At 60.4% G+C, this 20,659-nt stretch carries 18 protein-coding genes; all 18 read left to right on the top strand.

Annotation, left to right across the window (positions count from 1 at the left end; genetic code table 11):
• The first annotated feature begins 5 nt into the window (after positions 1 to 5).
• Complete coding sequence (locus AB7813_RS14515) at positions 6 to 476, top strand: DUF309 domain-containing protein (RefSeq protein WP_439064907.1); 471 nt, start codon at positions 6 to 8, stop codon at positions 474 to 476.
• A 111-nt stretch (positions 477 to 587) separates the two neighbouring features.
• Positions 588 to 2,276 (top strand): 2,3-epoxybenzoyl-CoA dihydrolase, encoded by a 1,689-nt coding sequence (gene boxC, locus AB7813_RS14510; RefSeq protein WP_439064906.1) that lies wholly within the window; start codon positions 588 to 590, stop codon positions 2,274 to 2,276.
• Positions 2,277 to 2,381: 105 nt separating this feature from the next.
• Positions 2,382 to 3,827, top strand: coding sequence for a benzoyl-CoA 2,3-epoxidase subunit BoxB (gene boxB / locus AB7813_RS14505; RefSeq protein WP_120286981.1), 1,446 nt, complete (start codon positions 2,382 to 2,384; stop codon positions 3,825 to 3,827).
• Between the two features lie 77 nt (positions 3,828 to 3,904).
• Positions 3,905 to 5,098 (top strand): benzoyl-CoA 2,3-epoxidase subunit BoxA, encoded by a 1,194-nt coding sequence (gene boxA, locus AB7813_RS14500; RefSeq protein ID WP_439064905.1) that lies wholly within the window; start codon positions 3,905 to 3,907, stop codon positions 5,096 to 5,098.
• 93 nt (positions 5,099 to 5,191) lie between these two features.
• Positions 5,192 to 7,081 (top strand): feruloyl-CoA synthase, encoded by a 1,890-nt coding sequence (locus AB7813_RS14495; RefSeq protein ID WP_439084143.1) that lies wholly within the window; start codon positions 5,192 to 5,194, stop codon positions 7,079 to 7,081.
• Positions 7,082 to 7,700: 619 nt separating this feature from the next.
• Positions 7,701 to 8,420, top strand: coding sequence for an aspartate/glutamate racemase family protein (locus AB7813_RS14490; RefSeq protein ID WP_089266079.1), 720 nt, complete (start codon positions 7,701 to 7,703; stop codon positions 8,418 to 8,420).
• 75 nt (positions 8,421 to 8,495) lie between these two features.
• Positions 8,496 to 9,356, top strand: a complete 861-nt coding sequence (locus AB7813_RS14485; protein WP_439084144.1) for a VOC family protein — start codon at positions 8,496 to 8,498, stop codon at positions 9,354 to 9,356.
• Positions 9,356 to 10,477: a M14 family metallopeptidase gene (locus tag AB7813_RS14480; protein ID WP_439084271.1), complete on the top strand. Its 1,122-nt coding sequence runs from the start codon at positions 9,356 to 9,358 to the stop codon at positions 10,475 to 10,477. Before AB7813_RS14485 ends, AB7813_RS14480 begins: the two co-directional genes overlap by 1 nt.
• 21 nt (positions 10,478 to 10,498) lie before the next feature.
• On the top strand, positions 10,499 to 11,512 hold the full coding sequence (locus tag AB7813_RS14475; protein WP_439084145.1) for a quinone oxidoreductase family protein: 1,014 nt from the start codon (positions 10,499 to 10,501) through the stop codon (positions 11,510 to 11,512).
• A complete protein-coding gene (locus tag AB7813_RS14470) occupies positions 11,509 to 11,934 on the top strand; it encodes a PaaI family thioesterase (protein ID WP_439084146.1) in 426 nt (141 codons plus the stop codon). The genes AB7813_RS14475 and AB7813_RS14470 overlap by 4 nt, the downstream gene beginning before the upstream one ends.
• Before the next feature lie 87 nt (positions 11,935 to 12,021).
• A complete protein-coding gene (locus tag AB7813_RS14465) occupies positions 12,022 to 13,596 on the top strand; it encodes an ABC transporter substrate-binding protein (RefSeq protein ID WP_439084147.1) in 1,575 nt (524 codons plus the stop codon).
• A gap of 14 nt (positions 13,597 to 13,610) precedes the next feature.
• Positions 13,611 to 14,579 (top strand): ABC transporter permease, encoded by a 969-nt coding sequence (locus AB7813_RS14460; RefSeq protein ID WP_439064900.1) that lies wholly within the window; start codon positions 13,611 to 13,613, stop codon positions 14,577 to 14,579.
• A gap of 3 nt (positions 14,580 to 14,582) precedes the next feature.
• On the top strand, positions 14,583 to 15,428 hold the full coding sequence (locus AB7813_RS14455) for an ABC transporter permease (protein ID WP_439084149.1): 846 nt from the start codon (positions 14,583 to 14,585) through the stop codon (positions 15,426 to 15,428).
• Between the two features lie 7 nt (positions 15,429 to 15,435).
• Positions 15,436 to 16,458, top strand: a complete 1,023-nt coding sequence (locus tag AB7813_RS14450; RefSeq protein WP_439084272.1) for an ABC transporter ATP-binding protein — start codon at positions 15,436 to 15,438, stop codon at positions 16,456 to 16,458.
• Positions 16,436 to 17,425, top strand: a complete 990-nt coding sequence (locus AB7813_RS14445; RefSeq protein WP_439084150.1) for an ABC transporter ATP-binding protein — start codon at positions 16,436 to 16,438, stop codon at positions 17,423 to 17,425. Before AB7813_RS14450 ends, AB7813_RS14445 begins: the two co-directional genes overlap by 23 nt.
• Before the next feature lie 24 nt (positions 17,426 to 17,449).
• Complete coding sequence (locus tag AB7813_RS14440) at positions 17,450 to 18,958, top strand: class I adenylate-forming enzyme family protein (RefSeq protein ID WP_439084151.1); 1,509 nt, start codon at positions 17,450 to 17,452, stop codon at positions 18,956 to 18,958.
• Entirely contained in the window at positions 18,955 to 19,716 is a 762-nt protein-coding gene (locus AB7813_RS14435; protein WP_439084152.1) for an SDR family NAD(P)-dependent oxidoreductase, read from the top strand. Before AB7813_RS14440 ends, AB7813_RS14435 begins: the two co-directional genes overlap by 4 nt.
• 224 nt (positions 19,717 to 19,940) lie before the next feature.
• Positions 19,941 to 20,456, top strand: coding sequence for an Lrp/AsnC family transcriptional regulator (locus tag AB7813_RS14430; RefSeq protein ID WP_089266090.1), 516 nt, complete (start codon positions 19,941 to 19,943; stop codon positions 20,454 to 20,456).
• The last annotated feature ends 203 nt before the right edge of the window (positions 20,457 to 20,659 follow it).

Below are 20,659 nucleotides of genomic sequence, written 5' to 3'. Positions count from 1 at the left end.
TCGCGATGCCGCGCTGGCCCTATCGGCTCGGCAAGCAGACGAAGGCTGATCACGACACGCTCGCGCAGGCCAAGGCGCTGGTCCCGCTGCGCTATGCCCGGTTCGTCCCGGCGGATGATCCGGCGTTGCGCTACGGGCTCGCGCTCAACGATGCCGGCTTCTTCTGGGAGGCTCACGAAATTCTCGAGGCTGTTTGGAAGGTGGCGCCGCAAAGAGGGCGCGACCGGATTCTGCTTCGCGCCTGTATTCAGGTTGCCAATGCCAATCTGAAACTCAGTCTGCAGCGGCCGCGCGCGGCACATCGATTGCTACAGGACGCACTGTCCGAACTCGATGAACTCGCCATGCGCCCGCCGGCGGGTATTGCCGGAAGCTTTTCCGAGCACTTTCCGGTCGCGATGCTGGCGTCTGCGCTCGCGCATCAACTGGCGGTCGACGAGGCCGAGCGGGGTCCGGTCAAGATCACCGGGACATGAAAGAAAATGCATAATTCTATCGGATTTCCCTAGACGCCCCCAATATCATGAATTATTGTGCATATAACCAAGGCGCACGGCGCATAAATCAAGACTGTCAAAGGGTGGAGCATGGCCGCAGAGCAACGCGTTCTCTCGAACGGCGCCAAATTTATCGACTTCCAAACCGATCCGTCGCGCTACCGCCACTGGAAGCTCAGTGTTGATAACGACGTGGCGACGCTCACCATGGATGTCGATGAGAATGGCGGTCTGTTCGAGGGCTATCAGCTCAAACTGAACTCCTACGATCTTGGCGTCGATATCGAACTGGCGGATGCCGTGCAGCGGCTTCGTTTTGAGTATCCCGAGGTCAAGGTCGTGCTGCTGCGCTCTGGCAAGAACCGCGTGTTCTGCGCTGGCGCCAATATCCGCATGCTGGCCGGCGCTACCCATGCTCACAAAGTCAATTTTTGCAAATTCACCAATGAGACTCGCAACGGCTTTGAAGACTCGAGCGAAAATTCCGGCCAGCGCTTCATTTCGGTGATCAACGGGACAGCTGCAGGCGGCGGCTATGAACTGGCGCTGGCCACCGATCACATTATCATGGCAGACGATGGATCGGCGGCGGTGGCGCTGCCGGAAGTGCCGTTGCTGGCGGTGCTGCCGGGCACTGGCGGTCTGACGCGCGTGGTCGACAAGCGCAAGGTGCGCCGCGATCACGCAGATTACTTCTGCACGATCGAGGAAGGCATCAAAGGCAAGCGCGCAGTGGCGTGGCGGCTGGTCGATGACATCATTCCGAACAGCAAGCTTGAAGCCAAGGTCGCGGAGCGGGCCAAAGAGTTTCTGGCGACGTCGAAACGTAGTGGCGCCGGCGATGGTCTCAAGCTGGCACCGCTGAATCGCCGCTTCGATGACAGCGGTATTCGTTACGGTCTGGTCAATGTCGATATCAATCGCGCAGAGCGAATTGCTACCATCTCGATTAAAGCGCCTGACGCGGCGGCGCCGTCGGATGTCGAGGGCATGATGGCGCAGGGCGCTTCCTTCTGGCCGCTGCAGGTGGCGCGCGAGCTGGACGACGCCATTCTGCATCTGCGAATCAATGAACTCGAGACCGCCATGCTGGTGTTCAAGTCGCATGGCGACGGCGCCAATGTACTGGCTCATGACGCCTTCCTCGAAACGCACAAGGCGCATTGGCTGGTCAACGAGATCCGGCAATACGGGAAGCGGGTGTTGAAGCGCATCGATGTGACGTCGCGCACGCTGGTGACGCTGGTCGAGCCGGGCTCGTGCTTTGTCGGCACCTTGGCCGAACTCGTTTTCGCTGCGGACCGCTCCTACATGCTGGTCGGCCAGAAGCAGGGCGACAACCGCGCGCCGCCGGCTATCGTGCTGAGCGCGATGAACTTCGGGCCTTACCCGATGAGCCACGGGCTGACGCGGCTGCAGTCGCGCTTCCAGGCCGATCCGGAGGATGTCACCCGCGCGGAAGCGAGGATTGGTGAGCCGCTCGATGCGGAAACTGCCGAGCAGCTTGGGCTCGTCACCTTCGCGCTGGATGACATCGACTGGGATGACGAGGTGCGTGTGTTCTTCGAAGAACGCTGCAGCTTCTCACCCGATAGCCTCACGGGCATGGAAGCCAATCTGCGATTTGTCGGGCCGGAGACGATGGAATCGAAAATCTTCTCGCGGTTGACCGCCTGGCAGAACTGGATCTTCCAGCGGCCCAATGCGGTCGGTGAGAACGGCGCGCTTGGACGTTACGGCACCGGCCAGAAGGCGCAGTTCGACATGACGCGCGTGTAAGCCTCCGCAACTGGAACAGCGCGGCCATGTGTCACTCTTTGGATAAATGCAAGTCGGTGGCTTGCCCAATTCGAACGATCAGAAATACAGCGGGAGATCCCAGTCATGAACATCATGAATGTCGACTACAGCACGAAGATTCCGAACAACGTGAATCTGGCCGAGGATCGCCAGGTGCTCAAGGCGCTGGAGGGATGGCATCCGGGCTATCTCGATTGGTGGAATGACATGGGGCCTGAAGGCTTTCAGGAATCCCTCGTCTATTTGCGCACCGCGATATCCGTCGATCCCAAAGGCTGGGCCAAGTTCGACTATGTGAAGATGCCTGAATATCGCTGGGGCGTGTTGCTGGCGCCGCAGGATACTGAGCGCAAGGTGAATTTCGGACGACACATGGGCGAACCCGCTTGGCAGGAAGTGCCCGGCGAATATCGCGCGATGCTCCGCCGTCTCGTGGTGATCCAGGGCGACACCGAACCGGCCTCGGTCGAGCAGCAGCGTCATCTCGGTCAGACCGCGCCGTCGCTCTACGACTTGCGCAACCTGTTCCAGGTGAATGTGGAGGAGGGCCGCCATCTCTGGGCGATGGTCTATCTGCTGCAGAAATATTTCGGCCGTGACGGCCGCGAGGAGGCCGACGATCTTCTCCGTCGCCGCTCGGGCGATGCCGATGCGCCGCGCATGCTCGGTGCGTTCAATGAGGCCACGCCGGACTGGCTGTCCTTCTTCATGTTCACCTTCTTCACCGACCGCGACGGCAAGATGCAGTTGGAGAGTCTCGCGCAATCCGGCTTCGACCCGTTGTCGCGGACCTGCCGCTTCATGCTGACGGAGGAGGCGCATCATATGTTCGTTGGCGAGACCGGCGTCGGCCGCGTGCTGCAGCGAACCTGCGAAGCGATGAAGGCGGCGGGGATCGAGGACCCCAACGCCATCGAGAAGATCCGCGCGCTCGGTGTGATCGACCTGCCGACCATGCAAAAGAAGATTAACCTGCACTATTCGCTGTCGCTCGATCTGTTCGGCTCTGAAGTCTCGACCAATGCCGCGAATTTCTACAATTCCGGACTGAAGGGCCGCTTCCAGGAGACCAAGATCGAGGACGATCACCAGCTCACCAACGACATCTATCAGGTCCTGAAATTCGTCGATGGCGAAATCAAGCTGGTCGACGAGCCGGCGCTGACCGCGCTCAACATGCGTCTACGCGACGATTACACCGCGGATTGTGCCAAGGGTGTTGAGCGCTGGAACAAGATCATCGAGAAAGCCGGCGTCAATTTCCGCTTCGATTTGCCTCACACCGCATTCCATCGCCAGATCGGTGAATTCCGCGATGTGAACGCTTCGCCGAAGGGCATCATCATGAGCGATGCCGCCTGGGCGAAAGCCAGGAACGACTATCTGCCGTCCGTTGACGACGGTGATTTCATCGCATCGCTGATGACGGCGGTCAGCGAGCCCGGCAAGTTCGCCAGCTGGATATCGGCGCCGAAGGTCGGCATCGATAACAAGCCGGGCGACTTCGAATACGTAAAGATTGCGGCCTGAAACGAGCGGATGCGGCGGAGGGATTTCCAGCTTCCCCCCGTCGCTGTCAGTCCTCGATGGCACGTGCGGGATTTGCCATGAACGCCCCTTTCAAACAGCATCTGATCGATCCGGAAATCTGCATCAGGTGCAACACCTGCGAAGAGAGCTGCCCGGTGGATGCGGTGACGCATGACGACAACAACTATGTCGTCAACGCAGAGATCTGCAATTACTGCATGGATTGCATCTCGCCATGTCCGACCGGCGCGATCGACAACTGGCGTGTCGTCGCGGCGCCGTATTCGCTCGACGAGCAGTTCTCCTGGAGTGACTTGCCGGCGCAGGAGGAGATCGCGGACAATAGCGCTGGTGCGGGCGCCATCGAAGCACTCGAGGATGAAATCGGCGCGTTGCTCGAAGAAGCGCGTAAGGGACTGGGCGGCAAGCCCGTCGCGCCGCTGTCGTCGAGCAAGGCGTCGGTCAATCTTTATAACCGCGGCAAGCCCGCGCTGGCCACGGTGACCGGCAATTTCCGGCTCACCCACGCGACGGCCGACTCCGACGTGCGCCATATCATCCTGGATTTCGGCGAGCAGCCGTTTCCCATCCTCGAAGGCCAGAGCATCGGCATCGTCGTGCCGGGCCTGGGTGCGGATGGCAAGCCGCATCAGGTGCGGCTCTATTCGATTGCGAGTTCGCGCGATGGCGAGAAACCGAACACCAACAATCTCGCGCTGACCGTGAAACGTGAGGTCGGTGGGCTGTGCTCGAACTACCTGTGCGATCTGCCGCGTGGCGCAAAGGTCGAAGTCACTGGACCGTTCGGTGCCACCTTCCTGCTACCGAACGATCCTTCGGCGAATGTTCTCATGGTCTGCACTGGCACAGGCTCTGCGCCATTCCGCGGCTTCACGGAGCGCCGCCGGCGCGCGATGCCTGGCGCGCCCGGGCGGCTACTCCTGTTCTTCGGTGCGCGCCGGCCCGAGGAGTTGCCCTATTTCGGCCCGTTGCAAAAGGTCCCGGAGGAGTTGCTGGGCAAGCACTTCTGCTATTCGCGCGTGCCGGGCGAGCCACGAGTCTATGTGCAGGATCGTATCCGCAGCGAGGCTGCTGCGATCACGTCGCTGCTGCGCGACGCACAGACCCACGTCTATATCTGCGGGTTGAAAGGCATGGAAAGCGGCGTTGAAGAGGCGTTCGCGGATATTTGCCGCACCGCCTCGATGGATTGGTCGGATATGAAAGCGGCGATGCGCGGCGGTGGAAGATATCACGTCGAGACTTACTGATCGATGTTGCATCCGATCCGAGCCGGCAACGACCGTTTCGATTGAATAGCCCGAATAAGAACAAAGACGGGTACGTTATGGGGGAGAGAAGCGATGGTTCTGGACCGCGACAATGCGGCTGGCTCAGGCAGTCCATTTTTTCTGACGCCGTCGGTTGACGCAGAACAGCGATCCGACGGTACGATCCTTCTTCGATCCGATACAGCACTGCGCCCTTATGCGCGTTGTGTCGGGGACTGGCTGGAACATTGGGCACAACGGGCGCCGGAGCGGATCTTTTTGGCGGAGCGGTCCAATCCGGATGTGCCTTGGGTGACGCTGAGCTATGCCGAGACGCTTCGACGGGTGCGCGGCGCGGGTAGCTGGATTCTTGCACAGGAGATGAGTGCGCAGCGGCCCCTCGCAGTGCTATCGGACAACGGCATCGAGCATGCCGTTCTGGCCCTGGCAGCGATGCATGTCGGTGTGCCCGTTGCTGCGATTTCCCCGGCCTATTCGCTGATGTCGAAGGATTTCGAAAAGCTGCGTGGCGCGATCCAGCTTCTTGATCCCGGTGCCATCTACGTCTCGAACTTGCATCAGTTCGGTCCGGCCCTCGCTGCGATAGGCCCGTTTCACACTGCCGCCATCATCGGCGGTGGCGCGGCTGCCGGAGCGGGATACTCATATGCCGATGTGATCACGACGCCGGTGAGCGCAGCGATCTATCATGCCTTCGCAGCGGTCGATGCCGATACGATCGCCAAGTTCCTGTTCACGTCGGGATCGACCGGCGCGCCGAAGGCAGTCATCAATACCCAGCGCATGCTGACCTCAAGCCAGCAGGCCAAGGCACAGACTTGGCCGTTTCTCGAAACTCAGCAGAGCGAACTCGTTCTTCTCGACTGGCTGCCCTGGAGTCATACGTTCGGGGGAAATCACAATTTCAATATGGTGCTGCGCAACGGCGGAACGCTGTACATCGACAGCGGGAAGCCCGCGCCCGGATTGTTCGCGACGTCGATCGCCAATCTGCGCAGCGTCATGCCGACGGTCTATTTCAACGTGCCGCGCGGCTTCGATATGCTTATCGCCGCTCTGCGGAAAGACGACGAGTTGCGAGAGCGATTCTTCAGCGAGGTGAAGTTCGTCTTCTATGCCGGTGCGGCTCTGCCGCAGAGCACGTGGTCGGCGCTGGAGACACTTTCCATCGAGACAATCGGGCGTCCGTTGCCGATGGTCTCCGCTTGGGGATCGACGGAAACATCGCCGCTCGCGACCGATTGTCATTTTCAGGCGCCAAGATCAGGCAATATAGGCGTGCCGATTCCCGGTACGGAGCTAAAGCTCGTGCCCTCGGACGGCAAGTTTGAGGTGCGGGTGCGTGGGTCTAATGTGACGCCGGGCTACTGGAAGGCGCCGGACCTCACCGCGAAAGCTTTTGATGCGGACGGCTTCTATCTGATCGGAGATGCCGTTGCATTTGCAGATCCGGCTCATCCCGAGCAGGGCTTGCTGTTCGACGGGCGCATCGCCGAGGATTTCAAGCTGACATCAGGCACATGGGTCAACGTCGGAACGCTGCGCGTGGCAGGAATCTCCGCCTTGGCGCCGCTGGTTCAAGATATTGTCGTGGCCGGCCATGGCGGCGAGGATGTGCGATTCCTTCTCGTTCCCAATCTGGCTGCCTGCCGCGCGGTGTCCGGCCTGCCGGAATCAGAGAGCATCAATGCCGTGCTTGACTGTGAAAATGTGCGTTCGTCCATAGGGGAAGGGCTCGCAAGACTGAAGGCGGCAGGCGGAGGGTCTTCCACCTATGCAACTTGCGCGCTTTTGCTGGCAGAGCCGCTATCTGTCGATGGCGGCGAGATTACTGACAAGGGCTACGTCAACCAGCGCGCCGTTCTGGCGCGCCGTGCAGCCGACATGGAAGATCTGAACAGAGGGGTCTCAGGTCGCCTGATAATCTGCGCGAGTGTCGAGCAATACGCCCGTCATGCCTAGGACGTTCAGAATCCCAACGATGCATCGGGATAAAAAAATATCGCGTTGATGGAAGGCATCAGGTCGAACGACCACACGCAAGACTCAGCCGATGCGATCAACTGTCACATGCCGTGTCATGCCGTCGTCACACACCAGCGCGAGCGCCGTGGTCAAATATGGCGCTCTTCCCCAGAGCACATGGACCGGCGCGAGGGCATTCGCGCGCTCCACGAGGTCGCCTTTCCCTCCAGGAGGCGACCTCGTTTGTTTCCGATGAACGGCTCATGCGGAGTGTTCGCGGAACGTGTCTGATCCGCATGCGTGTTAAGTTGCCCTGAGTTCTACTCCCGGTGCAGACCGAACTCCGGCATTCTTCTCACACAGTGAGATTTCACGCGACACACACGGCAACTCCCGGCGTTGCACGTCGTTGCATCATTCTGGTCTGTCAGGGCCGAGCGAAGAAACGTTGATGCGACGGATCGGAAAATTTGAAATCCTATTCCGCCGATCGCTCGAACTATGAAGTTTCTTCTCAGGCAAACTGAGTATGATGACCACGATCCGCAATCGGATTGCGCGGTGCCGATGCTATCGTTCCGTCAAGCACATCGACTGGACAGAGCGAGCAATAGTAATGCGGACGATTGGTTTGATTGGTGGAATGAGCTGGGAAAGTACTGCTGTTTACTATCGCCGGCTGAATGAGCAGGTCCGCGCCGAACTTGGTGGGCTCCACTCCGCGGATATTCTGATGCGCTCGATCAACTTCGACGCGATTGTCAGCTTGCAGAAACAAGGGCGTTGGGACGAGGCCTGTCAGGTTCTCGCTGACATCGCGCGCGATCTGGAAGGGGGCGGTGCTGGTTGCATTCTGATCTGCACGAATACAATGCACAAGCTTGCCGACGAAGTGCAGCAAGCAGTGTCGATCCCGCTTCTTCACATTGCCGACGTTACTGGCGCTGCCGTGAAGGCTGCAGGGCTACAGCGGCCGCTACTTCTGGCAACGCGCTACACCATGGAGCAGGACTTCTATGTGACGCGATTGCGCGAGGGGTTCGGGCTAGATCCCGTTATTCCCGCTGAGGACGATCGTGTGTTCATTCACGACATCATCTTCGATGAACTATGCCAAGGTGTTGTTCGCGAGGAGTCGCGTCGACTCTATCTCGATGCGATTTCACGAGGAAAAGAGCGTGGCGCTGACGGCGTAATTCTTGGTTGCACCGAGATCTGTCTGCTGATCGGCCCCGAGCACATCGATCTTCCCGTCTTTGATTCAACGCTTCTTCACGCGGATGCGGCGCTCGCCTTTTCCATGGCGAAGGAAGAACCGCGACCACGTGCTGCATGACATCGGCGTGATTGATCTTTGGATTGGCATCGATCTTGCTGGTCTCCCTAACCTGGAAGGCAATGAGGCTTTCGTATGAGTGATATGCGTACCGTGCAACGGAAGATCTCGCCGGTCCTCGATCACGTTGTCATTGACGTGATGGGCCAGCTTGATGAGGCTGCTGCGCAATATACTCGCCTCGGCTTTCAGTTGACGGAGCGCGGTCACCATACGCTCGGCTCCAGTAATAACCTGGCGATCTTCGGCACGAACTATCTCGAATTGCTTGGCTATCTGCCGGGGCGCGAAACGATGCGTGCTGATCTCTGGGCGCATCCACCAGGATTGAGCGGTCTGGTTTTCAAGTCTGTCGATGCCGATCTGGTTTATGCGACACTGAAGGACAACGCCGTTCCCGTCATGGAGCCAATGAGCTTCGCGCGGCCGGTCGAATTGCCGGGCGGCGCCCAAGACGCGCGTTTCAAGGTCATCCGCGTGGCGGGCGACGAAGTGCAAAACGGCCGCACGTTCTTCTGCCATCATGATACGCCGGAACTGGTGTGGCGCCCTGAATGGCAGACGCATGCCAATGGTGCCACTGAAATCGTCGAATTTGTCATCGCCTCGCACCAGCCGGCGCGAACTGCAGCGCTCTATGAACGCATGTTCGGCGCACCGCTTCTGACGCCGACGGATGGCGGCTTTTCGTTCAATGCCGGTGCCGCAACGATTGTCGTGCTCGATCCTGCAGCGGTCGCGGATCGCTATGCCGGTGCGGCGCTTGCCAGCGAGGATGGCACTGATCGCATGGTCGCGCTGGTGTTCAAGGTCGCGTCGCTCGACACGCCGCGCGCCGTGTTCGATGCGGCCGGCGTTTCCTTCAAGCCCTATGCTGACGGCATCATTGTGTCGCATGCCGACGCAGCCAATGTCGCTCTGGGGTTCACGGCGTGATGGTAGCGCTCCCCAATGATTTCACTCGGAGTTTTGCGCTCGACTATGACGGCGCGCGCGTGAAGTTTCGCAACGCTGCGAATGACGTCGGCGCTGCGTTGACCACCTACACCCATCCGGCGCTCAAGGGTCCGAATGGCCAGGATCTGTGCATCGATGTGGCGCGGCTCGGCGATCCGCGCGCAGCTTCGCAACTGGTGATCCTCAGCGGTACGCACGGCCTCGAAGGCCTCAGCGGTTCGGCGGCGCAGATCGGCTGGATGCAGAGCAATTTTGCACGCGCTCTTCCGCGCGGCGTGTCGATTCTCTTCGTTCACGCGATCAATCCCTACGGCTTTGCCTGGGGTACGCGGACCACTGAAAACAATGTCGATCTCAATCGCAACTTCATCGATTTCGCCGCTCCCCGTCCGGCCAATCCGGGCTATGCGAAGCTTTATCCGCATCTCCTTCCGGAGGACTGGACGCCGGCAGCCCTGCAGATCTACGCCGACGCCGTGGAAGCCTTCAAGGACGCGCATGGTGACGACGGTCTGTTCGATACGCTGGCGCGCGGGCAGTACGACTTCCCGGATGGCTCCAATTACGGTGGTTCCGGGCGCGAATGGTCCAATCTGACTCTGGAGGCCATCGTCGCCGATCATCTCGGCGCGGCCGAGCGCGTCGGCTTCATCGATTGGCATACAGGCATCGGTGATTTCGGCGAGTCCTTCTTTCTCTGCTTCAACCCTGAAGGTGGTGCGCTTCATGCGGAAGCCGTGCGCTGGTGGGGTCGTGACCGCATCGTCGGCCAGAAGCCGAACCACTTTGCGCGGCCCAATTATCAGGGCCTCGTGTTTCACGGCACGACCAGATTCCTCGGGGCGCGACCGATGGTCGGCGCAGTGATCGAATTTGGCACGCGCGGCACCAAGGTTCGTCGCGCCCTGCAGCTCGATCTCTGGCTGAAGTTCAAGGCCGAGAAAGACAGTGAGCGCGTTCGCATGCTGCGCGCGGACCTGCATGACTGTTTCGTCCCGGTGTCGTCGCACTGGCGCGAAGAGACTACCGAACAAGCGATTTCAATCACCCAACAGGCGGTAGAGGGGCTGGCGAGCTGGTCCCTTTCCGCCGCAGCCTGAACCAACGGAGCGAAACAGACCATGCGAGCAGTTGTCCTTCACGAACACGGCGATAACGATAAGCTGCAATTTACGGCGGATTATCCGACGCCAAAGGCCGGCGAGGGCGACGTTGTCATCCGCGTGCGGGCATCGTCGATCAATTATCACGACGTCTTCACTCGCCGTGGTATGCCCGGCATCAAGGTGCCGCTGCCTGTCATCGTTGGCCTCGATGTGGTCGGCGAGATCACAGAACTTGGCGCGGGCGTCACTGGTTGGAACATCGGTGATCGCGTGCTGATCGATCCGGTCAACCGCGTCGAAGGCGGTCTGATGGGCGAGACGCAGGATGGCGGACTCGCCGAATTCTGCCGCGCCAAGGCGCATCAGCTCGTCAAGATTCCGGAAGGTGTCAGCTTCGAGCAGGCCGCCGCGTTGCCGGTCGCCTATGGCACTGCTATCCGCATGATGAACACCATCGGCCAGATTAAGGCCGGCGAGAAGGTCCTGATCCTCGGCGCCAGCGGCGGCGTCGGCGTGTGCTGTGTCCAGCTCGCCAAGCTGGCCGGCGCTTACGTGATCGCCTGTGCCGGCAGCGAGGAGAAGGGCAAGCGGCTCACGGAGCTCGGCGCGGACGAGATCATCCTCTACACGCAGTCCGACTTCATGAAGACGATCTATGAGCGCCACGGCAAGCCGCATCGCCGTCGTTTCGTCGAAGGCGGCGGTGTCGATGTCGTCGTCAATTTCACCGGCGGTGATACCTGGGTCAAATCGCTGCGTTGCCTGAAGCTCGGCGGCCGCATTCTGACCTGCGGCGCGACTGCCGGCTACTCGCCTACTGAAGATCTTCGCTTCATCTGGACCTTCGAACTGGAGATCAAGGGCTCCAACGGCTGGGAACGTGACGATATCACCAAGCTGTTCGATCTCGTCGCAGCCAAGAAGCTGCAGGTTCTGATCGACAAGACCTATCCGCTGGAAGAAGCGAAGGAAGCGGTGCGCGTCATCGAGGACCGTGCGGTCTTCGGCAAAGTCGTGGTGACGCCGTGAGCAAGCCCGACGTCAAGACACTGACAGCTGCCGAGATTCAGCAGATGCTGGACGTTTCGCCGTTCAACCTGTTTCTCGGCCTTGAGGTGATCAAGGCCGATCCGGCAATGCAGGAAGTGACGATGCGGTCGCCGATGCGGCCGGAATTCGAACGTCGGCCGGGCTCCAAGCAATGGCATGGCGGCGTCATTGCCTCGGTCATTGACACAGTCGGCGATTTCGCCGTCGGCATGATGGTCGGGCGCGGCCTTCCGACCGTGAACTTCCGGGTCGATTACCTGAAGCCGGCTGTTGATACCGCCTTGGTCGCCGTGTCGCGGGTGCGCCGTGCCGGCAAGAGCGTCGGTGTCGCTGACGTCGATGTGTTTGACGAAAAGGGGGCGCTGCTCGCCATCGGCCGGGGCACCTATTCCACGCTTTAAGCAAAATAGCAGGAGCGGGCGACGGGGCCGGTTCCTGTTTGCAACAAAGGAAGAACAATGAGCGGTTTTAGCAGACGTGATTTTTTGATGACGACAGCCGGTGCTGCTTTGGCGTCCGGCTTCGCCGGCTCTTCCAGTGCTGCAACGGCCACGCCGAAGCGCGGCGGCACGCTGGTCGGCACGTGGGGCGGATTTGAGCCGCAATCGCTGTTCGTTCCAGCGGGGGGCGGCTCCAGTCCGTATTTCACGTCGACCAAGGTGTTCGAGCGGCTGATCCGCCTGACCGCCGACCTCAAATTCGAGCCGGTGCTGGCTCTCGGGATCGAACCGGCAGAGGATTTCCGCAGCTACACGATCAAGCTACGTCCGAACGTCACCTGGCATGACGGCAAGCCGCTGACCTCGGACGATCTGGTCTTCAATGCGATCCAATACTGGAAGCCGATCTCCGCTGGCGTCACGCTCGATGCTCTGCTGACCGCGGAGGCCGTGGATCCGCTGACCGTGGTGCTGAAATTCAAAGTGCCGGTGCCAGAGTTCTTTCTCAAGTCCGTGCTGGCCGGCAAGGCCGGTCTCGTCATTCCCAAGCATATCTATGACGGGTCGAACATCATTACGAACCCGATCAACAACACGCCGATCGGCACCGGTCCGTTCAAGGTCAAGGAGTGGGTGCGTGGCAGTCATGTCGAATATGCCCGCAATGACAATTACTGGAATTCGGGCCTGCCCTATCTCGACAAGCTGGTGATCCGCTGGTGGCGAGATCCGGCGTCGCGGTCGGCCGCGTTCGAGGCTGGCCAGCTTGATATAGGCACGTTCAATCCGATTCCTGCGCCGGACATCGCGCGCCTGACGGCAACCAAAAAGTTCGTTGCCGAGACCAAGGGCTATTCGAATTCGGCGTGGATCACGAGTGTCGAGTTCAACCAGCGTCGCGAGATCTTCAAGAAGCGCGAGGTGCGTCAGGCCCTGCTTCATGCGATCGATCGCAGCTTCATCGCGGATACGGTTTTCTTCGGTCGCGCGCGTCCCTCGCTTGGCGCGCTCCACTTCTCGAATTCGATCTTCTTCACCAAGGACGTCCAGGATTATCCGTTCGACGTCAAAAAGGCCGCGGCGTTGCTTGATGCTGCCGGCTATCCGGTGAAATCCGGCTCGCGATTCAAGATGAGCCTGGTATCGGCCGGGTGGTTCGAGGAAAACGTCAAGATCGGTCAGTACCTGAAGCAGGCGTTCGAGGACGTCGACATCACCGTCGATCTGGCGATCCCCGATCGCGCGACCTCGCTGAAACGCATCTACACCGACTATGACTATGACGTCGCGGTATCGAATAATTCAGCCAGCATCGAGCCGATCCCGCAGACAACGCAATACTACACCACCGATGGTATCGTGAAGGGGGCAGCCTTCCGCAACGCCACCGGCTATTCCAATCCAAAGATGGACGAGACCGTCAGCAAGATGGCGATCGAGACCGATGAGAAGAAGCGCGTATCCCTGGTGCACGAGTTTGACAAACTCGCAGCGAGCGACGCGCCGGTCCTTCCGATGGTCGACCTTGAACCCGTGACGATCGCTCGTTCTGATGTTCGCGATCATTCGCTGACAGCGGACTTCATGGGCGAAAGCTGGGCCGAGGTCTGGCTGGACCGCTGAGAGCGGAGGCAAACGTGCGTCGCATCATCATCCGCAGGCTCGTGCAAATCATTCCGCTGATCTTCGCGGTCATTGTGATGAATTTTGTTCTGATCCATCTGGCGCCGGGGAGTCTGTTTGACGTCATGACGTCCGAGCAGCAGATCACCGATCCGAAGATGCTGGATCAGCTGCGTCACACCTACGGCGTCGATCAGCCGGTGTCGGTGCAGCTTGCAAAATATATCTGGTCGGTGATGCGGCTCGATCTCGGCTATTCGTACCGGCAGAACGCGCCGGTGTTTGATGTGATCATGCAGCAGCTTCCGGCGACCTTGATCCTGATGCTGGCGGCAATCGGAATTGCTTTGCTCGTTGGCGTCACGGCCGGCGTGCTGGCGTCGATCAAGGTCAACACAATCTGGGATAATCTGATCTCGCTCGGTGCGGTATTCTTCTTCGCTGCACCGAGCTTCTGGCTTGGCATCATGATGACGGTGATGTTTGCGGTGAAGCTCGGCTGGTTTCCGGTGGGCGGCATGCGCACCATCGGCGTCGACGAAAGTGCCTTCGGTGCCGTTCTGGATGTGATGCATCATCTCGTCCTTCCCGCAACGGCACTAGGACTGTTCTACGCTGCGACCTTCGCGCGCGTGATGCGGGCCTCAATGTTGGAGGTGGCCCGGCTGGATTTCGTGCGGACGGCGCGTGCCAAAGGCCTGTCGGGCGGTCGTGTGGTCCTGGCACATGTGATGCGCAACGCGATGTTGCCGATCGTCACGCTGCTCGGACTGCAGCTTGGCACCATGCTCGGCGGCAGCGTCGTCATCGAGGCCGTGTTCAGTTGGCCCGGCATCGGCAGCCTGCTGTTCGACAGCGTGATGAGTCGCAATTTTCCCATGGTGCTCGGTGTGCTCATCCTCGGTTCGCTGCTGGTCGCGGTCTGCAACGCGACCGTCGATCTGCTGTATCTGCGGCTCGATCCCCGGATCAAGGCGAGGTAGATCATGCTGACATTGTTCTTCGACTTCGCCCGGCGCTTCGCCCGCAACCGCGCGGCGCTGGTCGGTCTGTTTCTCGTCCTGGTCGTCGTCGGTGTTGCTATTGCCGCGCCATGGTGGTTCCCGCGCAACCCGCTTCGTATTGTCGGGCGGCCGGAGATCTGGCCCTTCATGTCGTCGCGTTATCCGCTTGGCACGGATTCTCTGGGTCGTGATATTGCAGCGATGATTGCCCACGGCGCCCGCACCACGCTTCTGATCGGGCTCTGCGCCAGCCTGACCGCCACCATGATCGGCATCACCGTTGGCGCCACCGCGGCCTATGTCGGCGGCTGGGTCGATGAGCTGCTGATGCGCCTGACCGAATTGTTCCAGACCATCCCGAACCTGATCTTCGTGCTGACAATCGTGTCGATCCTCGGGCAGAAGATCGAATATGTCACCATCGCCGTGGGTGTCGTGACCTGGACGCCGATCGCACGGCTGACGCGTGCCGAGTTCATGTCGCTGCGCGATCGCGAATTCGTGCAGGCCTGCCGCGCCATGGGGATGGGCAGTCTACGGATCATGTTCGGCGAGATACTGCCGAATGCACTGCCGCCGGTGATCGTGCTGTCATCGCTGGTCGTTGCCGGGGCCGTTCTGTTCGAGTCCGCTGTGGCATTCCTCGGGCTCGGCGATCCCAATGTCACCAGTTGGGGACAGCTGATCGGGGACGGCCGGACGCTCATTCGCTCGTCCTGGTACATCTGCGCAGTGCCGGGTCTTGCGATCATGCTCACTGTGCTGGCGCTCAACCTTGTAGGCGATGGCCTCAACGATGCGCTTAACCCCAAACTGCGGGATCGCTGAGATGATCATGGGCAGCAAAGCCGGTCCAGCGCCAATCCTCTCCATTGAGAACCTGCAGGTATCGTTGTTCACCCGCCGCGGCGTATTGCCTGCGGTCGATGGTCTGTCGCTGACAGTCTCGGCCGGCGAGACTCTCGCCATCGTCGGTGAATCCGGCTGTGGCAAGTCGTTGACGGCGCTGGCGATCATGCGGTTGTTGCCGAACCCGCCGGCAAAGATCGTCGGGGGCGCCGTCCGCTTCATGGGGCGTGATCTCGCTGCCATGTCCGAGCGCGAGATGCAGCGGGTTCGCGGCAAGGACATCTCGATGATCTTCCAGGATCCGATGACATCGCTGAACCCTGTGGTCGCGGTCGGGGATCAGCTGATCGAGGCAATCAGGCGCCACAATGACGTGTCGCGTCACGAGGCGAGAGACCGCGCGGTCGAGTTGCTGCGCCGGGTGCGTATCCCGGATGCGGAACGCCGCTTCAACGATTATCCGCACCAGATGTCTGGTGGCATGAGCCAGCGTGTCATGATCGCCATGGCGATTGCTTGTGGGCCAAAGCTCCTGATCGCCGACGAGCCGACCACTGCGCTCGACGTTACTATCCAGGCGCAGATCATCGAACTGATGAAGGAGTTGCAGTCCTCATCCGATATGGGCCTTATCATTATCACCCATGATCTCGGCGTGGTTGCCGAAGTCGCCGACCGGGTGGCCGTGATGTATGCCGGCCGCAAAGTCGAGGAAGCGCCGGTGGAGGCTTTGTTCGAGCGGCCGCTGCATCGCTACACGCGGGGGCTGCTGGGGGCGACGCCGTCGGCACAGCGCCGACGTGGCAGTCGTCTCGTCGAAATTACGGGCAACGTGCCGGCGCTGTCCGATTTGCCGCAGGGCTGCGCCTTCCAGAACCGTTGTCCCGATGTACTCGATCGCTGCCGTGCCGAGCGACCACAGCTGGCGCCGTTGCTACCGCACCGTTCCGCCGCCTGTTTTGCTGCCGAGAAGGAGTTATCGCGCGATGCCGCTACTATCGGTGCTTAGTCTCTGTGTCCAATACCAGAGCGCACAGGGCGTCGTGCGGGCGGTCGACGATGTGAGTTTCGACCTGGAGCCCGGCGAGACTGTCGGGCTGGTAGGGGAATCCGGCTGCGGCAAGTCCACGCTCGGCAAGGCGATCATGCGCCTGGTGCCGACGTCCGACGGACGCGTCTTCCTCGATGGTGACGATGTCACGCGGATGCAGGCAGGCGCGTTGAAGGCCTCGCGGAAGTCGATGCAGATGATCTTCCAAGATCCTTATGGATCGCTCAATCCACGCCACGACGTCGGCACCATCGTCGGGCAACCGCTCAGCGTCGCCGGCTGGTCGCGCCGTGATATCAAGGATCGTGTCATTGAGCTGATGGGACAGGTGGGCCTACCGGCCGATGCGATGCGGCGCTATCCGCATGAGTTCTCTGGCGGCCAGCGCCAGCGTCTCGGCATTGCGCGTGCACTTGCGCTCAAGCCCAAGGTAATCATCTGCGACGAGCCGGTATCTGCGCTGGACGTTTCGGTGCGCGCGCAGGTCATCAATCTGCTTGAGGACCTCCAGCAGGCAACGGGCGTGTCGTATCTGTTCATCTCGCACGATCTCTCGGTCGTCGAGCATATTTCGGACCGGCTGATCGTGATGTATCTCGGTCGGATCGTCGAAACAGGCCGCAGCGAGGACGTCTGGGATAGACCGGCGCATCCTTATACGGAGGCATTGCTTGCCGCCGCGCCGATCGCCGATCCGCGCACCGCACGCAGCCGCACCCGCAGCGTGCTGCAGGGTGAGTTGCCCAGCCCGCTCAATCCGCCGCCAGGCTGCAGCTTCAATACGCGCTGCCCCTACGCTCAGGCGCTTTGCCGCGAGGAGCGACCGATGCTGCGCGCTGTCTCCGATGGCCGCAAGGTGGCCTGTCACTACGATCTGCTTGAACAACCCGCGGCGCTGCCGCGTGTCGCGCGGGTGGCCAATTGAGTTCTCAGAAGTGGAGCATTGCCAATGCGGTGGAATAATCTCGGTGACCTGATCGATCGCAGCGGTGACCTTGATCGGGAGGCGGTCATCGATCTGATCGATCCCGCGCATCCCAGGCGCTACACGCACCGTCAGATCGACGAGATGGCAAACGGGGTCGCCCAGTATCTTGTCGATAGTGGTTACAAGCGCGGCACGCATGTCGCGATCCTGTCGCTTAATCGCGCCGAATACATCATGTGCTATTTCGGCATCATGCGCGCCGGATGCATCGCTGTTCCGGTCAATATCAAGGCTGCGCGCGATACGGTCGATTTTGTGATGGACGACGCGAAGATCGCGCTGGCCTTCGTCGACAACGCCAATCGGCCGATGGTGCGCGACGACATTCCCGTCATCAATTTCGACGATAACGGCCCAAGCGGCTTTGCTACGACCATCAAGCCTGCCTCGTTCACCGCCGTCGAGACGACGCGGGAAGAGGTCGGGCAGATGCTCTACACCTCCGGCTCCACCGGCCGCCCCAAAGGCGTACCGCTATCGCATTACGGCCAGCTTTGGGCGATCTCGACGCGGACCAGCGGTGCGCTCAATCAGGATGATCGCTACATCATCGCGCAGCCGCTGTTTCACATGAATGGCCTGTTCGCTATCAAAACGATCTTCGCTCAGAATGCATCTGTGGTGGTGCTGCCGTCGTTCGAGACCCGCAGCTATATTGAGGCCATCGCCAAGTACAAGGTGACCGCCGCCACGGCCGTTCCCACCATGTGGGCTCGTGTCGTCAAGGAAACGGAACTGCTAGCGAAGAATGATATCACCTCGGTTCGTCGCCTGATGCTTGGGTCGTCGCCGATGACCATGGGTCTGTGGGACAGGATCAAGCAGGCGCTGCCGAACGTCGTAATGACGATGGGCTATGGTACGACTGAAGCAGGGCCGGCCGTGTTCGGTCCGCATCCCGACAAGATTCCGACGCCGCCTTTGGGGCTAGGTTATCCGATCCGTCTGGAAGATGTCCGGCTCGTCAATGGTACCGAGAATGAAGGCGTGCTGTTGATGCGGAATCCAGCAGTGCTGGATCACTATCACAATCTGCCGCAGCAGACCGCCAAGGTGCTGACCGATGGTTGGTATTACAGTGGCGATGTGATGCGCCGCGATGCCAACGGCTTCTATTTCTTCGTAGGCCGTGCCGACGACATGTTTGTCTGCTCCGGCGAAAATATCTATCCGGGCGAAGTCGAAAAGCTGTTGGAGCGTCACCCGCAGATCCAGCAGGCGGCAGTAGTGCCGTTGCCCGACGAGGAACGGAGCCAGGTGCCGGTTGCGTTTATTGTCACGCGCGAGCAGCCCACGCCGAGCTTCGACGACATCCGTCAGTTCGCGATCGCCAATGGTCCGGCATATCAGCACCCGCGGCGGGTTGAGTTCGTCCACGAACTGCCTTGGGCGGGCACGAACAAGATCGATCGCAAGGCGCTGATCGACAGGGCGCGGAGCCTGGAAGCCAGTCACGGCTGGTCCGCATGAGCGGGCTGGCAGGAAAAATCGCGCTGGTCACTGGCGCGAGTCGGGGGATCGGTCAGGCTATCGCGCTTCGCTTGGCGAAGAACGGCGCAACCGTTGCGGTTCATTACAACGCCTCGGTCGATGCCGCGAATGCGACGGTGACGGCCATCTCCGCCGCTGGCGGCAATGCCTTTGCCATCAAGGCCGATCTCTCGGAACGCGGTGGCGCAGCCGCCTTGGCCGAGGATTTTGATGCCGAACTGACCGAGCGCTATGGCAGCCCTGCATTCGACATTTTGGTCAACAACGCCGGCGTCGGAAAGCGTGCGACCATCGAGGATATTTCCGAGGACGACTTCGACCTTCTGCTGCAGACCAATCTGAAATCGCCTTTCTTTCTGATCAAGGCGTTGATGCCGCATCTTCGCAATGGCGGCCGTATCATCAATATCTCGTCGATGGGGACGCGTTCGGCCTATCCGACCATGGCCGCCTACGCGCCGGCCAAAGCGGGTCTGGAAGCGCTGGGCCGATTGCTGGCCGTTCAACTCGGTGGTCGACAGATCACGGTGAATTCCGTGATGCCCGGTGCGACCGCGACCGACATGAACATCGTCGCGCGCGATCCGGTAGCCAGTCGCGCAGTGGCTGAGACAATCGCGCTCGGCCGGGTCGGGCAACCCGACGATATCGCAAGGGTCGTCGCCTTTCTCGCGTCGGGCGAAGCGGGCTGGGTCACTGGCCAGCAGATCGATGCCAGTGGTGGCCAGCGACTGTAAGAGGCCACGCGTTCAATCAACGCGCCGATATCACGACACGCGGTAGCGAATTCATCTTAGCACTGCGTTCGCGGAGGCGTCGCTTTTGACGCCAGCCTGCTGCTCGAATGCGCAGCGATGATAATTGTTTATGCTCGCGAACTTTCAAATCTCGCAATAGCATTGCGTCACGATGGCAATGAACGGCAGAAATATTCTGCGTACACCTTTCATCGGAGGCAACTATGCTCGACGAGCTCGACCGCAAAATTCTCGCGGCACTCCAGGTAGACAGCAGCCTTTCAATGCAGGACCTGGCTGATCGCGTTGGCCTGAGTTCCACGCCGTGTTGGCGCCGCATCCAGAAGCTCGAAAGCTCTGGCTACATCAAGCGACGCGTTGCACTTCTCGATGCAGATAAGCTGAATTTGGGTGTCAGCGTTTTCATCGCCGTGCGAACGAACCAGCATAACGCGGAGTGGGTTCAGCGTTTCCGGAAAATCGTCGTCAGCTTCCCCGAGGTGGTCGATTTCTATCGCCTGAGCGGTGACGTGGACTATCTGATCCGGGCTGTGGTCTCGGATATCCGGGCCTACGACGATCTTTATCAGCGGCTGATCGCCAAGATTGATCTGCATGATGTGTCGTCGATGTTCACGATGGAGCAGATCAAGTCGACGACCGAATTGCCACTCATGAATGCTTTGGTGAAGCAGGGGCGGGGCGATATCTCGTCGGCGGCGCATTCCCTGTCGCATTGAGAGGCCGCGGCTCCGAAGCTGCCGCATGGAGTGTAATCGTTCGTGTGCTGCGGGCAGCACCGTTCCACGATTTCTCGCTAGAGCGGCACGTGCCGGCTGATCGCATCTGGCGTCACACTACGGTTCGATGGGCCGGGTCGAGGCATTATGTGCCCCAAACGAAAAACCGGCCGGTTAGGGCGGGGTCCGCGGCGGTCGTCTCG

Origin of the sequence: Tardiphaga sp. 20_F10_N6_6, assembly GCF_052076045.1 — a bacterium.
GTDB lineage: Bacteria > Pseudomonadota > Alphaproteobacteria > Rhizobiales > Xanthobacteraceae > Tardiphaga > Tardiphaga robiniae.
Note: the sequence above shows the minus strand (reverse complement) of the source record. Positions and strands in the feature narration are given on the sequence as shown.

Bases quoted from the DNA above. Each gene is read 5' to 3' on its own strand.
- AB7813_RS14515 (WP_439064907.1), top strand. From the start codon at position 6: ATGCCGCGCTGGCCCTATCGGCTCGGCAAGCAGACGAAGGCTGATCAC.
- boxC (WP_439064906.1), top strand. From the start codon at position 588: ATGGCCGCAGAGCAACGCGTTCTCTCGAACGGCGCCAAATTTATCGAC.
- boxB (WP_120286981.1), top strand. From the start codon at position 2,382: ATGAACATCATGAATGTCGACTACAGCACGAAGATTCCGAACAACGTG.
- boxA (WP_439064905.1), top strand. From the start codon at position 3,905: ATGAACGCCCCTTTCAAACAGCATCTGATCGATCCGGAAATCTGCATC.
- AB7813_RS14495 (WP_439084143.1), top strand. From the start codon at position 5,192: ATGGTTCTGGACCGCGACAATGCGGCTGGCTCAGGCAGTCCATTTTTT.
- AB7813_RS14490 (WP_089266079.1), top strand. From the start codon at position 7,701: ATGCGGACGATTGGTTTGATTGGTGGAATGAGCTGGGAAAGTACTGCT.
- AB7813_RS14485 (WP_439084144.1), top strand. From the start codon at position 8,496: ATGAGTGATATGCGTACCGTGCAACGGAAGATCTCGCCGGTCCTCGAT.
- AB7813_RS14480 (WP_439084271.1), top strand. From the start codon at position 9,356: ATGGTAGCGCTCCCCAATGATTTCACTCGGAGTTTTGCGCTCGACTAT.
- AB7813_RS14475 (WP_439084145.1), top strand. From the start codon at position 10,499: ATGCGAGCAGTTGTCCTTCACGAACACGGCGATAACGATAAGCTGCAA.
- AB7813_RS14465 (WP_439084147.1), top strand. From the start codon at position 12,022: ATGACGACAGCCGGTGCTGCTTTGGCGTCCGGCTTCGCCGGCTCTTCC.
- AB7813_RS14455 (WP_439084149.1), top strand. From the start codon at position 14,583: ATGCTGACATTGTTCTTCGACTTCGCCCGGCGCTTCGCCCGCAACCGC.
- AB7813_RS14450 (WP_439084272.1), top strand. From the start codon at position 15,436: ATGGGCAGCAAAGCCGGTCCAGCGCCAATCCTCTCCATTGAGAACCTG.
- AB7813_RS14445 (WP_439084150.1), top strand. From the start codon at position 16,436: ATGCCGCTACTATCGGTGCTTAGTCTCTGTGTCCAATACCAGAGCGCA.
- AB7813_RS14440 (WP_439084151.1), top strand. From the start codon at position 17,450: ATGCGGTGGAATAATCTCGGTGACCTGATCGATCGCAGCGGTGACCTT.
- AB7813_RS14435 (WP_439084152.1), top strand. From the start codon at position 18,955: ATGAGCGGGCTGGCAGGAAAAATCGCGCTGGTCACTGGCGCGAGTCGG.
- AB7813_RS14430 (WP_089266090.1), top strand. From the start codon at position 19,941: ATGCTCGACGAGCTCGACCGCAAAATTCTCGCGGCACTCCAGGTAGAC.